This is a genomic window from Arthrobacter sp. NPDC058130 (genome assembly GCF_042884475.1).
Classification (GTDB): domain Bacteria; phylum Actinomycetota; class Actinomycetes; order Actinomycetales; family Micrococcaceae; genus Arthrobacter.
Genome location: NZ_JBHVTV010000020.1, coordinates 39824 through 55352 on the forward strand (window position 1 = coordinate 39824; position 15529 = coordinate 55352).

Sequence of the window (15529 nt, forward strand, 5' to 3'; positions counted from 1 at the left end):
TCCCTGGGTGTCCCGGCCCTGAAGTCCTCGGACCTGGAACCGTTGTATCTGCGCCGCTCCGGAACATCCCTGCTCATTGATTTCAGCTCCGGCGAGGCCGCCATGCTGCACTTCGGCGCCGACCTCGGCCCGGTCCTGCCGGACCTTTCACTGCTGGGCGACGTCGTGCCGCGCTCGGCCCTCGACGTCCCGGTCACGCTGGGGCTGATCCCGCAGGCGTCCTCCGGCTGGCGCGGGCGGCCCGGCCTCCGCGGCCACCGGAACGGCCGGGCGTTCTCGGCCTGCCTGCGCGTTGTTGATGTGGAGCGTTCCCGCGGGGAGGGTTCCGAGGCGGAACAGTGCTCTGCCGTCATCACCCAGGCCGACCCCGGCGCCGGTGTCACCGTCCGCACGGAGATCAGGATCAACGACGGCGGCCTGCTCCAGCTCAGGCACCGGCTCGAGAACGACGGCGCTGAGCGGTACAGCCTGGACGAACTCGCGGCCGTGCTGCCGGTGGGCCGCGGCGCCACGGAGATCCTGGACCTGACCGGCCGCTGGTGCCGGGAGTCCCACCCCCAGCGCCTGCCGCTGCGCCAAGGCACGTGGGTCCGTTCGGGCCGGCACGGCCGGACCGGCCATGACGCCTCGCTGCTGCTGGCAGCCGGCACCCCCGGATTCGGCAACCGCCACGGGCAGGTCTGGGCCGTGCACCTGGGCTGGAGCGGGAACCACGAGAGCTTCGTTGACGCCGCCGCGGACGGACGGACCGTGATGGGCGCCTCGGAACTGCTCGGCGCCGGCGAGATCACCCTGGCGGCGAACGCCAGCTACGAGACCCCGTGGTTGTTCGCGGCGTACTCGGCTGCGGGGCTGGATGGCATCAGCGACGCGTTCTACTCCTGGTTCCGCAGCCGCCCGCACCACCCCGGCGTGCGGTCCGGCAAGGCCCGTCCCGTGGTGCTCAACGTCTGGGAGGCGGTGTATTTCGACCACCGGATGCCGGTGCTGCTCGATCTCGCCGCCGCTGCCGCCCGGCTGGGCGTGGAACGCTACGTCCTGGACGACGGCTGGTTCCGCGGCCGGCGCAACGACCGGGCGGGCCTGGGCGACTGGTACGTCGACGAGGACCTGTGGCCCGGAGGCCTCACGCCGCTGATCGACGCGGTCACCGGCCACGGCATGGAATTCGGCCTCTGGGTAGAACCCGAAATGATCAACGAAGACTCGGACCTGGCCCGCGCCCACCCGGACTGGATCGCCGGACCGGCACCCCGGTTGCCGGAACGGTGGCGGCACCAGCAGGTCCTTGACCTCGTCAACCAGGAGGCCTGGCAGTACATCTTCGACAGGCTCGATGCCCTGTTGAGCGAAAACCGGATCAGCTACCTCAAATGGGACCAGAACCGGGACCTGACCGAGATGGGGCACGACGGCCGCCCGTCCGTGCATGCCCAGACGCAGGCCGTCTACCGGCTTCTCGACGAGCTCCGCCTGGCCCACCCGGACGTCGAGATTGAAAGCTGCTCCTCCGGCGGCGGCCGGGTGGATCTGGGAATCCTGGAACGCACCGACCGGGTCTGGGGCTCGGACTGCAACGATGCCCTGGAGCGGCAGACGATCCAGCGCTGGACCGGCATGGTGGTGCCGCCGGAGCTCGTCGGATCGCACATCGGCCCCACCAAGAGCCACACCACCGCACGGACGCACGATCTCTCGTTCCGGGCGATCACGGCGATGTTCGGCCACTTCGGCCTCGAATGGGATGTCCGGCACCTCACCGATTCCGAACGCACCGAGCTTGCCGGGGTGATCGCGCTGTTCAAGCAGTACCGTCCGCTGCTGCATACCGGGCGGATGGTCCGCGCCGACGAGCCCGATCCGTCCCTCCGGCTTCATGGCGTCGTGTCCCACGACGGCGGCGAGGCCCTCTACGCGCTGGTGTCCGTGGTGACGTCGTTCGCCGAAGTCCCCGGGCGGATCTGCCTGCCGGGGCTGCTGCCGGAGGCCGCGTACCGGGTGGAAGCGGTCTACCCCGCGGCCGATGACAAGCAGGCGTTCCTGGAGGTGGTGCCCCCGGCATGGCTTGCCTGCGGCGTCGAGGCGACCGGACGTTTCCTGGCGGAGTCCGGCCTCCCCATGCCTGTCCTCAACCCGGAACACGGGCTGCTCCTGGCCGTACGCCGTGTCACATCCGCCGATCCGGCCGCCGATCCGGCGGCAACCGGCGACCACCGCGTGAGGAACTCCTGACCATGGGCCAGATTACGAAACGCTCCTACAAGCTCTCCGACGGCCGGGACATCATCTACTTCGATGATGCCGATACCGTCCTGCCCCCGGAGCGCGGCGACGATCTCCGGGAGCCGGCGGTCCGTCCGCCCACGGCCACCATGCGCCAGGACGTCCTGACCGGAGAGTGGATTTCGATCGCGGCCGCCCGGCAGAACCGCGTGGTCCTGCCGCCCTCACACCTTGACCCGCTGGCCCCGGCCTCACCGGAAAATCCTTCGGAAATTCCGAGCCCCTACGACGTCGCGGTCTTCGAAAACAAATCCCCGTCCTTCGGACCGGACCTGGCGGGTGTCGCCGCCGCACCGGAGGGCCTGGACGACCTTGCCCTGGTGGGGCTGGGGCGCAGCCGGCAGTCTGTAGGCCGGTGTGAAGTGGTGTGCTTCTCCCCGGAACACACCGGTTCCCTGGCGGGGCTGCCGTTGTCCCGGATGCGCACCGTGGTGGAGGCGTGGGCGGACCGGACTGCCGCGCTGTCCGCGCTGCCCGGCGTCGAACAGGTTTTTCCGTTCGAGAACCGCGGGGAAGCGATCGGGGTGACCCTGCATCACCCGCACGGACAGATCTACGCCTACCCGTACATCACGCCACGCACGGCCCAGCTGGTCCGCACGATCGAAAGCTACGGCGGCTCGCTGTTCGAGGACATCCTCAGCTTCGAGCAGAAATCCGAGCGGGTGCTGCTCCAGGGCGAGCACTGGACGGCGTTTGTCCCGTTTGCCGCACGCTGGCCGCTGGAAGTGCACGTCCTCCCGCACCGGCACGTCCCGGACCTCGCGGCCACGTCGGAGCAGGAACGTGATGAGTTCTCCCGGCTGTACAGCCGGCTCCTTCGCGGCGTCGACGCCCTCTACGACACCCCTACCCCGTATATTTCGGCGTGGCACCAGGCCCCCGTGCATGCCCACCGGGACGACATCCGGCTCATGCTGCAGCTGACCTCGCCCCGCCGGGAGGAGGACAAACTCAAGTATCTGGCCGGTTCTGAGGCTGCGATGGGCGCGTTCATCGCCGACATCCCGCCGGAAACGGCCGCGGCCCGGCTCCGCGACGCGATGGAAAAAGCCGGTCTCGAGCCGTTCCGCACGGATCTCCCCGAACCCGAACTCCCAACAACAGAACGCCCGGCAACAGAACGCCCGGACACGGAACTCCCAGCAACAGAACAGGAAACCGCCCAGCCATGAACGAGGTCCTTCAACCGGGAAGCGAGTACTTTGCCAGCCAGTTCGGCGGCGTGCCGGACGGCTTGTGGTCGGCGCCCGGGCGGGTCAACCTGATCGGCGAGCACACGGATTACAACGACGGCTTCGCGTTTCCGATCGCCATCGACAAGCGCACCACGGTAGCGGCCCGTGCCCGGAAAGACCGCCTGCTGCGGGTCACAAGCAGCTCCTTCCCCGGCGCGGTGGAGGTGAGCCTCGATGACGTGGACCCGGATGCCCTCACCGGCTGGGCCGCCTACCCCCTGGGCGTCGCCTGGGCGATGTCCAAGGCGGCGGCGGACGGAACCGGTTCTTTCCCCGGTTCTGGCGGTGGTTCATTGTCCGGTCCGGGCGTCGCCCCCGGGCTCTCCGGCATGGACCTGGCGCTGACCTCGGATGTCCCGGCCGGCGCCGGGCTGTCCTCCTCTGCCGCCGTCGAATGCGCGGTGGCTCTGGCCCTGAACGATCTCTGGGGGCTCGGGCTGGACCGGCCGGAGCTGGCCCGGATCGGCCAGCTGGCCGAGAACAGGGTGGTTGGCGCGCCCACCGGGATCATGGACCAGTCGGCCTCGCTCCTGGGCGAGCCGGATCATGGCATCCTGCTCGACTGCCAGAGCCTAAAGACCGAGAGCGTGGCCCTCGGCTTCGCCGGCGCCGGCGTGGGCCTCCTCGTGATCGACACCCGGACCAGCCACTCCCATGCCGACGGCGGCTACGCCAGCCGCCGTCGTTCCTGCGAGGACGGCGCCCGCCGCCTGGGCGTCGGCAGCCTGCGGGCACTGGGCCCGGACGACCTCCCGCGGGCCGCGGCGCAGCTCGACGGACAGACGTACCTCCGGGTCCGCCACATCATCACGGAAAACCAGCGGGTGCTGGACACCGTCGCGGCGCTGCGGACCTCCGGCGCCGCCGCGATCGGCCCGTTCCTCAACGAATCGCACGTGTCCATGCGCGACGACTTCGAGATCTCCACCGCCGAGCTCGACCTCGCCGTGTCCAGCGCGCAGAAGCTCGGCGCGATCGGCGCACGCATGACCGGCGGCGGCTTCGGCGGCGCCGCCCTCGCGCTGGTCCGGAACGACGACATCGGCGCAGTGGCCGAGGGCATTGCCCGCGACTTCGCCCGCGCCGGATACACGGCCCCGCACATCTTCCCCGTCACCGCGTCGGAGGGCGCCCGCCGGGAACGATAGGCAGCCTGCTGCCGGCTAGGCCCGCACGAGCCGGGCGGCGTCGGCCAGAAGTTCCACGGAACGGAGCCGGGCTTCGGTGCCGGTGCTCTGATGCGCCACGATCAGCTCGTCGGCATCTGCGTGCTCCGTGAACTCCTCGAGGTAGGCAAGGACGGCATCCGGGGTGCCCACGGCGGAGTACTTCATCATCTGCGCCATGTGCTGGCCCTGGGGTGAGTCCAGGATCATGTCCGCCTCGTCGTCGCTGAATACCCGTCCATTGCCGAAGAACAGTGAGACCCTGGCCCGCTTGGTGGCCTGGAACATGGCCTGCGCGTCAGCGGCGGAGTCTGCGGCGATGACGTTGACGCCGGCGATCACGTACGGGGCGTCGAGCTGTGCGGAGGGCCGGAATTCGCGGCGGTACGTGGCAACCGCGTCCTGCAGCGCATTGGGCGCGAAATGGGATGCGAAGGCGTAGGGCAGGCCCAGCTGGGCGGCCAGCCTGGCGCCGAACAGGGACGAACCCAGGATGTACAGCGGCACGTTGGTGCCCTTGCCCGGGGTCGCCTCCACGCCCTGGATGCGGGTGGGGCCGGTCAGGTAGCCCTGGAGCTCCAGGACGTCCTGCGGGAAGCTGTCGGCCGACATCGGATCGCGGCGCAGGGCGCGCATGGTGTTCTGGTCGCTGCCCGGCGCCCGGCCCAGCCCGAGGTCGATCCTGCCCGGGTGCAGGGTTTCGAGGGTGCCGAACTGTTCCGCGATGGTCAGCGGCGAGTGGTTGGGCAGCATCACGCCGCCGGCGCCGAGCCGGATGCTGGAGGTGTGGGCCGCGACATGGGCGATCAGCACGCTCGTGGCGGAGGAGGCGATCGAGGACATGTTGTGGTGCTCGGCGTACCAGATCCGCCGGTAGCCCCGGTCCTCGGCGAGCTGCGCCATGGCCACGCTGCCTGCGAAGCTCTCCGCCGCCGTCTGGCCCGGGCCGATGGTTGCGAGGTCAAGGATGGAAAGCGGAACAGTCACGGAAAGCCGGCCTTTCGTAGCGGAGCAGTGTTCGGGCCGGAGTTTGGGACAACGGTCCTGCGGCACCGGGTTTCCGGCGCGGGCACACTGGGATCAACGACGGCGGCCCCCGGGATATTTCTGCACGTGGTTCGGCACCGCACGGACGGCCCTGCCATTCCCGGCCGTCCGCGGCCGCGCTGAGTGCTACGTGCTTTCGCAGATCAGTGGGTCAGCGGCTCAGCTGCATGAGTAGTTGTAATCGAGTCCGCCGGAGATGTACTGCGTCATCGAGACGCGGCTGCGCGGGGTCAGACCGGGGAGGGCGCAGTTCTTCTTGGCGCCGGCCGCCAATCCCGCCCCGGCGAGCCAGCTCGGCAATCCTGCCAGCGGGCTGGTCGACTTCACGGTCCCGGCGATCTGCCCCCACTGGTAGGCAGTCGAGTAGAGGCCAACGCGGGCGCCGATCCTCTTGAAGTAGGCTGTCATGCCTTCGAGGACAGCGACGTTGGCGGCCTTGTCTGCCTGCCAGGTGTTTTCCGTTTCCACATCCAGCCACCAGAGGTAGGACTCCGGGTTGCTGACGCCGCGGCGCCTGGCGTCGTCGGATGCTTTGGCCCACCCGTACATGTAGGAGCAGGCCTTGAACGACCCCAGGGCGCAGTTGCCGTAGGGGTTGGTGACCTTCACCCCGTTGTAGGTGTTCGACTTGGGCCACCAGGACCCCTGCCGGCCGGGGTTGGCGGTGTTGACGTACAGGGCCACCCTGGGCTGCGCCGTGGCTGCGGGGGACTTGGCCGTTTTCGCCCAGGCCAGCTGGCTGGCCAGGCACGGGTTCGTGTTGTTGGCCAGGCCGTAGTTGACGCCGACGATCGCGAACGCCGGCTGTTTCGGCAGGGTCGTGCCGCACTGAGGCCAGGACACGTCGATGCCGGGCCCCGAGGAGCTGGCGGTGGCGGCCGAGGCGGCGCCTCCACCCAAGAGGACAAGGCCGAGGGTTACAACAAAGGCCAGTACGATGCGCGGGAGCGAGTTGGGCATGCCACAGTCTAAAGGCAAAATCGCAAATCGGTGGCGTAATTCCTCACGGTGTCGATGTGCCGCACGCGGTCCGTGTGCACGGCGCGACCGAAACTGCCGCCGAATAGGCCGGCTAAAGCCGGGTCCGGGAACACAGGACCCGGCTAAGCTAACCGCATGGCCATCAAATCCACTGCAGATAAAGTCGCCACGATCCAGAAGGGCTACACCCTGGACGGCCCGACGATCGAGCTCGGGGCGGCAATCGTCGACGGCGAGCTCCACAAGGACGCGCCCGTCCGGCTGCCGCTCGCGATGATGAACCGGCACGGCCTCGTGGCCGGCGCAACAGGCACCGGCAAGACAGTCACGCTGCACATGATGGCCGAACAGCTCTCGACTGCGGGCGTGCCTGTGTTCCTGGCCGACATCAAAGGCGATCTCTCGGGGCTGGCCACCGCCGCCACCGGCAGCGAGAAGCTCCTGGCCCGCACCGAGGGGATCGGCCAGGCATGGTCCGGCAAGACTTTCCCTGTGGAGTTCCTGGCCCTCGGCGGCGACGGTAAGGGCATACCCGTCCGCGCCACCATCACGTCCTTTGGCCCCATCCTGCTCTCCCGGGTCATGGACCTCAACGAGACCCAGGAATCCAGCCTCCAGCTGGTCTTCCATTTCGCGGACAAGAACAACCTCGAACTGATCGACCTCAAGGACCTGCGGGCCGTGATCCAGTACCTGACCTCGGCCGAGGGCAAGGACGCGCTCGAGGAACTCGGCGGCCTCTCCAAGGCAACCGCCGGCGTGATCCTGCGCGAACTGATCACGCTCGAGGCACAGGGCATGGAGAAGTTCTTCGGCGAACCCGAGTTCGACACCGCCGAACTGCTGCGCACCGCACCGGACGGCCGCGGCGTGGTGAGCTGCCTGGAGTTGCCCACCCTGCAGACCAAGCCCATGCTGTTCTCGACGTTCCTCATGTGGCTGCTCGCTGACCTCTTCGAGGACCTGCCGGAGGCCGGGGACCTCGACAAGCCCAAGCTCGTGTTCTTCCTCGATGAGGCACACCTGCTGTTCAACGGCGCGTCGAAGGCCTTCCTGGACGCCATCACCACCACTGTCCGGCTCATCCGGTCCAAGGGCGTCGGCATCTTCTTCGTGACACAGACCCCCAAGGACGTCCCCGCGGACGTCCTGGGCCAGCTGGCAAACCGGGTGCAGCACGCCCTCCGCGCCTATACCCCGGAGGACGCCAAGGCCCTCAAAGCCACCGTCTCCACCTTCCCCACCAGCGACTACGACCTCGAGGAGACCCTCACCACTGCCGGCATCGGCGAGGCCGTCATCACGGTCCTGAACGAGAACGGCGCGCCCACGCCCGTGGCCCTGACCCGGCTCCGCGCCCCGGAGTCCGTGATGGGTCCCAGCACGGACACCCTGATCTCCAGCACCGTCGCCGCCTCCGCCCTCCTGCCCAAGTACGGCACCGCCGTCGACAACATCTCGGCGTACGAGAAGATCACCGGGAAGGGCGCTGCCCCCACCGGGCCGGCCGCCGGCCCCGCGCGGCACGAGGGAGGCCCAGCGCAGCAAGATGGAGGCCCCGCGCAGCAGCGCGGCGGTCTGGACCCCAACGCCATCGACGCCGAAGCCCGGCGGATCGAGGAAGAAATCCTCGGCCGCCCCAGCAGCCGTACTGCTCCGGCGCCGGGGGCGCCGCCCGATTTCGGCGAGGCTCCCGAGCGGCGTGCCCCCCGGCCGGCGCAGCCCAGAAGCGGTGGCATCGGCGGTGACCTCGCGGGGGCCTTGGGCGGGGGCCTCCAGAGCATGGCCCGCTCATTGGGGACGCAGCTCGGCAGGGAGTTGCTCCGCGGCGTCTTCGGCACATCCTCGAAACGCCGCCGCCGCTAGGGATGACCGCCACAGCGGCCCGCCGGAGGTCCCTGGCCACCAATCGGGCGGCGGCCGGCATGGTCCGCGTCACAGAGGCGGTCCTTGACACGGAGATTCCTGTGGGGTGCAGGTAACGTAAGAATCGTGCAGATGAGTCAGGCCTTGGTCAAAATCGCCGCAGCGTGGCTGCTGGGACTGATGCTTGCCGTGGCCGGGGCCATCGTGTCGATCAACCTGGTGAACGACTCCATTGCCGGGCCCCAGCAGCCCATCCGCGAATATCTCAGCGCCCTGCAAAAAGGCGAGGGCGAAAAAGCCCTGGGCCTGCTGCGCGCGTCAGTGCCGGATAGCAACCCGGCGATGCTCGATGGAACCGCCCTGCAAACCGCGGCCGCCCGCATCTCCGACGTCAAATTCGGCGAAGCCGAAGAGCGCGGCGCGAACCGGGTGATGGTGCCCGTGGACTACACCATCGATGGCAGCCGGCTGCGGACCGAGTTCCTGCTGGAGCGCTCCGGCACCGAGTGGCTGTTCTTCCACAAATGGTCCTTCGTTCCCGCTGCGCTGCCCGTCCTGGACGTCACTGTGGTCAACTCCAGCGAGGCAACCGTCAACGGCGTACCGGTGAACATGCCCAACGGCCGCAACTCGTTCGCGGTCTTCTACCCCGGCGAGTACGAGGCCTCTCTGAACGGCCAGTACTTCTCCGCCCCGCCCTCCCGGGCCACCGTTGCCGGAGAGGAAGCGCACCCGGCTTCGCTTAATCTGCTGACCGAAGCCACGGGGGCCCTTAAGGACGCCGTGAGCGGCAAGGTCAAGGAGTTCCTGGACTCCTGCGCGGACGAGGCCGACAAGCAGCAGAAGCTCCAGCCCGACTGCCCGTTCTATCACGCCACCAACAACCGGGTGATCGACGGGACCATCGACTGGAGCATTACGGACTACCCCACCGTCAGCATCGAGCCGTTCGGCGGCCGCTGGGTCGTGTCCCCGCTGGACGGCAAGGCCCGGATCCAGGCCCGCCAGGTGGACCTGTTCACGGGCGCAGTATCCGACATCAACGCTGTCCACGACTTCAGCTTCACGACCCGCCTGGACATCGACGGCGACACCGTCAAGATCACGCCGCAGCTCAACTACTAAACCGGAGCTGCCTGCCCGGGAGGCGCCTGGTCCCGCGCCGTAACGCAGGGCAGGACCGCAGCACTGCGTAGCCGCGGACCACGGAACGGTTGTTGCGGCGCTGGTCCTTCTTCACCTGCGCCCATTCGCCGTGATGTCGGCCGTCTAGCTCCACGATCAGCCTGCCCTCCAGCAGCAAGTCCACATGCCCGACGCCGTCAATGTGAACCTGTGTTTCCACGCGGATCCCGGCGTGGCGGAAATAGGTTCGTGCCAGGGTCTCGAGCAGGGATTCGGCACCACGGTCCACCCACCGTAGAACGGCGCGGCGCTCACACAGGTGAGCAGCTGCCTGCGCTGCAGCAGCGCGACGTAGTCGGGTGCCGCCGTCGGAAGCGCATACAGTCCGCGGGAGGGCTGCACGACGCCGGCCCTCACCGCCCGTCGCAGCGCGGCGTCGTCGATGCCCAACCGGGCCAGGGACGGGCGCCGGGCCGCGCCCCCGCAGAGGGCCAAAGCCGAAGAGACATCCATGGGCCCATGATTCGCCCCGCCGAGCCGGGTTAGCCCGGGCAGGCGGCCGTATGTGGATAATTTCGTGTCACGCAGGGCAGTCTCTTGAATCCGCTGGCGACGCCGGGCCGCGGAATTCCGCGCCCGCGCTGCCCGAAGAGACCTAAAAGGCTGCTGTCCGTGACGCTTGGTCACGGACAGCAGCCTTTATGTCAGAGTCGGCGGAGCCTCAGTCCATTCCGCGCAGGTCCAGGACCAGCTCGGTGTCGCCGTCGGCCTGCAGGAGCACGGGGATTCCCCAGTCCTGCTGGTACAGGTGGCAGGCCGCGTGGTCCGGGATCTCGCCGTCGGCGTCTTCGGGGCCGTCGCACGCCGCCGCGCGGGCGGTGATGTGCAGGACGCCTTCGGGAACGTCGGAGGAAAGCTCCAGGGTGCGGAGCAGCCCCACGGACGTCCCGCCGCCGGAGACCAGCAGCTCGGGCGGGGTGGACGAGATCTTCAGCTGGGTGGGATCGCCCCAGCGGTCGTCCAGCTTCTGCCCGGTGGGCGCCGTGAAGCGCACTGCCAGTTCGAGCGGCCCGGGCGCCACCGGGCTCTTGGGCCGGTGGGTCTGAGCGGCGCCCTCGTCAACCTGCTGGGCTTCCTTCGGGATGGGCACGTAGACGAGCTGGTGCTTGTTGGCCTCGACCACCACCAGCAGCGGCTCGGCCCCGGCAACGTGGGTGTGGTCCACAATCACGTCGGAGGGCTCGGACAGCCCGCGCGCCAGCGTGGAGACCGTTTCCGTTGCGGGGTCGTAGCGGCGGACTGCACCGTTGTACGTGTCGGCGATCGCCACCGAGCCGTCAGGGAGCACCGTCACACCGAGAGGGTGCTGCAGCCGCGCGTCAGCGGCGGGACCGTCGCGGAAGCCGAAATCGAACAGGCCCTTGCCCACCGCCGACTCGACGGTGATGCTGCCGGCGTCGTCAATCACGAGTTTGCGCAGGGCGGAGGTCTCGGAGTCAGCCACCCAGATGTTGCCGTCGGCGTCTTCGGCCAGGCCGGAGGACTGGGCAAACCAGGCTTCGGCGGCCGGGCCGTCCAGGAGCCCTTCTAGGCCGTTGCCGGCGATGATCTTCACGGCGCCGGAGGTGGGCTCGAAACTGAAGATCTGGTGCACTCCAGCCATCGCCACCACTACGGCGTTGAGTTTGGTGGACCAGACGACGTCCCACGGGGAACTCAGGGACACCGTAAGCGGGTCCGCCTCGAGCCGGGAACCGTAGGCGGCGCCTTCCTCGTCCACGCGCGCCGGGCCCGTTTCCAGCAACCGCTGCACGCCGTTGCCGGCAAGTGTCCGGACGGTTCCGTCCGTGAGGGACAGCCCGCGGAGCCGGTGGTTCACGGAATCGGCAATCACGACGTCGTAACCGGTGTCCGCGGCGACGTCCTCGGGCAGCAGCACCAGGCCCTGCGGTTCGTTGAACCGGGCGGTGGCGGCGTTGCCGTCGGCGTGGCCCTTGTCCCCGGAGCCGTACGTGGCCAGAACCGTCTCAAAGTCGGTGGAGAGTTCCACGAGCCGGTGGTGTCCGGTGTCGGTGACCAGCCATGAGCCGGCCTCAGAGGTCGCGACGCCACGGCCGGCGGGGAGGTACAGGGCCTTGCCCGGGAAACGCAGCGTGCCCGACGTCGGCTCCGGCGCCACGTAGGGGCCGTCGCCGCGGTGCAGGGTGCCCTTGGCCTCATGTTCGGCGATGAGTTCGGGGATGAGCACGGCGAGGCCGTCGGCGTGGCCTTCACCGGAGAGGTGCGCCACGATGTAGCCCTCGGGGTCGATGACCACCAGGGTCGGCCACGCCCGCGCCGTGTAGGCCTTCCAGGTGTCCAGTTCAGGGTCGTCCAGGACCGGGTGGCGGATCTCGTAACGTTCGACGGCGGCCGCCAGCGCCACGGGGTCGGCCTCGTGCTCGAACTTGGGCGAATGCACGCCAACCGTCACCAGGACATCGGAGTACTCCTGCTCGAGCGGGCGGAGTTCGTCCAGGACGTGCAGGCAGTTGATGCAGCAGAACGTCCAGAAGTCCAGCAGCACGATCTTGCCGCGCAGGGATTCGAGGTCCAAGGACTTGCCGCCGGTGTTCAGCCAGTTGCGGCCCACAAGCTCGGAGGCCCGGACCCGGAGGTGGGTGCGTACGGTTTCGGTCATGAGCGTCCTTCCAGCTTTGAATTGCGTTCGGCAAGCCTGGCATCGCGCTCGGCCAGCTTGGCAAACATATCGTTGTAAGCAGTCAGATCGGCGTCGTTATTCCTGTCCGCCGCCCGGTCGGTGCGTTTGGACTCGCGCGCGTCGGAGCGGGACCACATGACGGCGACGCCGATCGCCACCAGCAAGGTGGGCACTTCGCCGATGCCCCAGGCCACGGCACCGCCCATCTGCTGGTCCAGCAGGGCGCTGGGACCCCATGTCCGTCCCAGGTTGCCGAAGTAGTCTGCGGCCAATAGCCCGGTGCCGCCCATGATGGCGACGCCGAAGAACGCGTGGAAGCCCATGGTGGCCAGCAGGAGCAGCAGCCGCATGGGGTACGGTGCGCGGCGCGGCAGCGGGTCGGTGCCGATCATGGTGAGCACGAAGATGTAGCCGGTGAGGGCGAAGTGCAGGTTCATCAGTTCGTGGCCCACGTGGTCCCGCATCGCGTAGCCGAACGCGTCCGAGTAGTAGAAGAGCACGATCGAGCCGGCAAAGTTGGCGGCGGCGAACAGCGGGTGGGTCACCAGCTGCGAGAACTTGGAGTGGATGAAGATCAGCAGCCACTCCCGCGCTCCGCGGGAGCTGTCGCGCCGCGGTGTGAAGGCCCGGAGCGCCAGCGTCACGGGGGCTCCGAGGACCAGGAAGATGGGGGCCACCATGGTCAGGGCCATGTGGTCCACCATGTGCGCCGAGAACAACACCCTGCCATAGACCGACGGCGGGCCCGAGGTCACGTAGGTGAGGACCATGAGGCCGATCACCCAGTTGATGGTCCGGAACCAGGACCAGGAGTCTCCCCGTTTCAGCACCTTCCGGACACCGAGGACGTAGGCTGCGAGGCCAAAGACGGCGACGGCGATCCAGAGCCAATCGAGCCGCCACTCAGTGAACCATCGTTCCGGCGTCAGTTCCGGCGGCAGCTCGTAGCCGGAGAGGATGAAAGCCGGCGACGCGTCAGGCGCGAACGTGGTGGGCTGCGGCGGGGCAGAGCGGCCCAGTGCCACGGCGATCCCGGACGTTGCTCCCATGACCAGCAGCTCCACGATCACCAGCTGCCACAGCACGCGGCGGGCAGAGCGTCCCATGGCACGGTTGCCCAGCTGCGGGATGACCCAGCGGCGGTGCATGAACCCGATGCCGCCGAGCACGAGGACCGCCGCCGTCTTGGCGAGGACCAATTGTCCGTAGGCCGATCCAAAGAGGTCGGCCCAGGAGGTGAGGCGGATGCTGGCGTTGATCACGCCGGAGGCGAAGACCAGGATGAAGGCGAAACCTGCAAGGGAGGAGAACCGGCGCAGGGTTGGCTCGGTGATGTCCGCCGTTCCGGAGGATGCCCCTGAGTTGCGGCTGCCGGTTCCTGTGCCGCCCAGCACGCCCGAAAGCACTGCCAGCATGATGATCCCGCCTACCCAGGCCGAGACGCCCACCAGGTGCAGGCCGAGCGAGTTGATGGCCCCCTCGTGGTCACTGGAGCTTGAGGAGTGTCCGATCAACGCGGCGGGGACCAGCCCGATCAGTGAAAGGACCAGCGTCAATGCCAGGCCGCCGCGGGACCGTACCCCGAAGAGGGCGGTGGTGACGACGGCAGCGATGATCACGACAGCCAGCCAGGCGCGTCCGGTTTCGATGTCCGTCATGAAGTACACGAGGGAGCGGGTGAATTCCGGGTCTCCGGATATGCCCTGCCCTGCAATGTCCGAGTAGCCCAGGACCAGGACGGAGATCGCGGACAGGGTCCAGACGGCGCCTGCCGCCGCGGCAACGGCCAGCGCCCGGGTGAAGGCGGGGTGTTCCGGGGCGTCCCGGTCCTTGGACCGGGTGCCGTTTCTGTTCATCGGCAGGATGCCGACGGCGAAGATGAGGCCGCCGATCACGGTGGCCACGGCGACGTTGTGGACCGCTTTGCTCACCGGCAGCCCCCAGCGGACCAGTGCGCCCGGGTCCGAGACTTCGCGGGCGGCTGCAGCGCCGGAAAAGATGAGTGCCGCGACCAGGCCCACGAACAACGCGCCAAGGCCTGCGATCAGCCACGGCCGGGCAACCCCGCCGGGACCTGAGCCAGGGCCGCGTGCGTCCCCTGAGGGGACGGGCGCGGCGGTTGTGGGCGTGGGATTTGCTGCGGAAGGCACAACTCCATTGTCCGCTACGCCGCCCTGCTCAGCGAATCGGCACCAGCGGACCGGCTCGAGGGATGCGCCCCCATGAAACGGCCGGGGAACGCAAAAGGAGCGGCAACCCGAGGGTTGCCGCTCCTCTGAAGCCTGGGAAGAAGACTACTTCTTCTTGGCGACTGCAGCCTTCAGCTTGGAGCCGGCGGTCAGCTTGACGCTGTGGCCAGCGGCAATCTGGATGGTCTCGCCGGTCTGCGGGTTGCGGCCGGTGCGAGCTGCACGGTCGGTGCGCTCGACTGCGAGCCAACCCGGGATGGTGATCTTCTCGCCCGCGGCGACGGAGGTCTCGAAGACCTCGAACAGTGCGTCGAGCACGGAGTTGACTGCTGCCTGGCTGGTGCCGGCCTTGCCTGCTACCTCTGCAACAAGTTCACTACGGTTCTTAGCCATTTATGTCCTCCTGGACGGTCACGATATTTGGAGCCTGCACACGGCATGCGTACAAACCACTGTTCGAAAACTTACCAGCTTGGCGCCTTCGAGGTGGCAAATTCCGCGTGTTTTCGGCGTTTTTTGGGGAAAATCACTGGAATCGGTGCCGATCGCGGGTGAAATTGCGCCGAGAGCGGACGCCCCCTTGCCGGCGGTCTTTCTGCGGGGTCCGCCGCCGTCCATGTTGGGTTCCCCGCAGGGTTCCCGCCTGGCGGACTTTCCGCGGCCGTGTGACGGGCCGGTGGGGCGTCGGGGCCGGTTGTGTGGTGGGCGCGGTGGTGGTTGGTTCCCGACGGCAGTGCCGGTGCCTGCCGTCGGTGGTTGGTCCCGGTGGCTGTGCCGTGCGTGGGGTGGTCCCGTCCGGACGCAGCCGCTACCAGGCGCCACCGCTGCGGAAGGGTCCGTTAAATGCGGGAGGACCCCCAACCTGTGGTTGGGGGTCCTCGACCTGAATGGTGTTCCGGCGGTGACCTACTCTCCCACACCCTCCCGGGTGCA

11 protein-coding genes are annotated in these 15529 nt (G+C 68.4%); 5 read left to right on the plus strand and 6 right to left on the minus strand.

Features of this window, described 5'->3' with window-relative positions:
* The first annotated feature begins 33 nt into the window (after positions 1-33).
* The 3 genes from ACFVTM_RS22035 to galK are packed head-to-tail and all read left to right on the plus strand — an operon-like array spanning position 34 to position 4669.
* A complete protein-coding gene (locus tag ACFVTM_RS22035) occupies positions 34-2232 on the plus strand; it encodes an alpha-galactosidase (protein ID WP_390206296.1) in 2199 nt (732 codons plus the stop codon).
* Positions 2233-2234: 2 nt separating this feature from the next.
* Complete coding sequence (gene galT / locus ACFVTM_RS22040) at positions 2235-3458, plus strand: galactose-1-phosphate uridylyltransferase (RefSeq protein ID WP_390206283.1); 1224 nt, start codon at positions 2235-2237, stop codon at positions 3456-3458.
* Positions 3455-4669 carry a galactokinase gene (galK, locus tag ACFVTM_RS22045; RefSeq protein WP_390206285.1) on the plus strand — a complete coding sequence of 405 codons (1215 nt, stop codon included), beginning with the start codon at positions 3455-3457 and terminating at the stop codon, positions 4667-4669. Before galT ends, galK begins: the two co-directional genes overlap by 4 nt.
* Before the next feature lie 15 nt (positions 4670-4684).
* On the opposite strand, the gene ACFVTM_RS22050 is transcribed toward galK, so the two are convergent.
* Positions 4685-5674, minus strand: a complete 990-nt coding sequence (locus ACFVTM_RS22050) for an LLM class flavin-dependent oxidoreductase (protein WP_390206286.1) — start codon at positions 5672-5674, stop codon at positions 4685-4687.
* A 219-nt stretch (positions 5675-5893) separates the two neighbouring features.
* Complete coding sequence (locus ACFVTM_RS22055; RefSeq protein ID WP_390206287.1) at positions 5894-6694, minus strand: hypothetical protein; 801 nt, start codon at positions 6692-6694, stop codon at positions 5894-5896.
* 156 nt (positions 6695-6850) lie between these two features.
* Here ACFVTM_RS22055 and ACFVTM_RS22060 point away from each other — a divergent pair, with 156 nt between their 5' ends.
* The gene (locus ACFVTM_RS22060) at positions 6851-8581 is read left to right on the plus strand and encodes a helicase HerA-like domain-containing protein (RefSeq protein WP_390206288.1); all 1731 of its coding nucleotides are present in this window, start codon (positions 6851-6853) and stop codon (positions 8579-8581) included.
* 132 nt (positions 8582-8713) lie between these two features.
* Complete coding sequence (locus tag ACFVTM_RS22065; RefSeq protein ID WP_390206290.1) at positions 8714-9706, plus strand: hypothetical protein; 993 nt, start codon at positions 8714-8716, stop codon at positions 9704-9706.
* Here ACFVTM_RS22065 and ACFVTM_RS22070 read toward each other — a convergent pair.
* The 4 genes from ACFVTM_RS22070 to ACFVTM_RS22085 form a co-directional block, all read right to left on the minus strand.
* Positions 9696-9995 (minus strand): endonuclease domain-containing protein, encoded by a 300-nt coding sequence (locus tag ACFVTM_RS22070; RefSeq protein WP_390206292.1) that lies wholly within the window; start codon positions 9993-9995, stop codon positions 9696-9698. The two genes, ACFVTM_RS22065 and ACFVTM_RS22070, sit on opposite strands and share 11 nt — an antisense overlap.
* Before the next feature lie 432 nt (positions 9996-10427).
* Positions 10428-12386 (minus strand): NHL domain-containing thioredoxin family protein, encoded by a 1959-nt coding sequence (locus ACFVTM_RS22075; protein WP_390206293.1) that lies wholly within the window; start codon positions 12384-12386, stop codon positions 10428-10430.
* Complete coding sequence (locus tag ACFVTM_RS22080) at positions 12383-14557, minus strand: cytochrome c oxidase assembly protein (protein WP_390206294.1); 2175 nt, start codon at positions 14555-14557, stop codon at positions 12383-12385. Before ACFVTM_RS22080 ends, ACFVTM_RS22075 begins: the two co-directional genes overlap by 4 nt.
* Positions 14558-14701: 144 nt before the next feature.
* Entirely contained in the window at positions 14702-14989 is a 288-nt protein-coding gene (locus ACFVTM_RS22085; RefSeq protein WP_011776355.1) for an HU family DNA-binding protein, read from the minus strand.
* Between the last annotated feature and the right edge of the window lie 540 nt (positions 14990-15529).

Bases quoted from the DNA above. Each gene is read 5' to 3' on its own strand.
- galT (WP_390206283.1), top strand. From the start codon at position 2,235: ATGGGCCAGATTACGAAACGCTCCTACAAGCTCTCCGACGGCCGGGAC.
- galK (WP_390206285.1), top strand. From the start codon at position 3,455: ATGAACGAGGTCCTTCAACCGGGAAGCGAGTACTTTGCCAGCCAGTTC.
- ACFVTM_RS22055 (WP_390206287.1), bottom strand. From the start codon at position 6,694: ATGCCCAACTCGCTCCCGCGCATCGTACTGGCCTTTGTTGTAACCCTC.
- ACFVTM_RS22060 (WP_390206288.1), top strand. From the start codon at position 6,851: ATGGCCATCAAATCCACTGCAGATAAAGTCGCCACGATCCAGAAGGGC.
- ACFVTM_RS22065 (WP_390206290.1), top strand. From the start codon at position 8,714: ATGAGTCAGGCCTTGGTCAAAATCGCCGCAGCGTGGCTGCTGGGACTG.
- ACFVTM_RS22075 (WP_390206293.1), bottom strand. From the start codon at position 12,386: ATGACCGAAACCGTACGCACCCACCTCCGGGTCCGGGCCTCCGAGCTT.
- ACFVTM_RS22085 (WP_011776355.1), bottom strand. From the start codon at position 14,989: ATGGCTAAGAACCGTAGTGAACTTGTTGCAGAGGTAGCAGGCAAGGCC.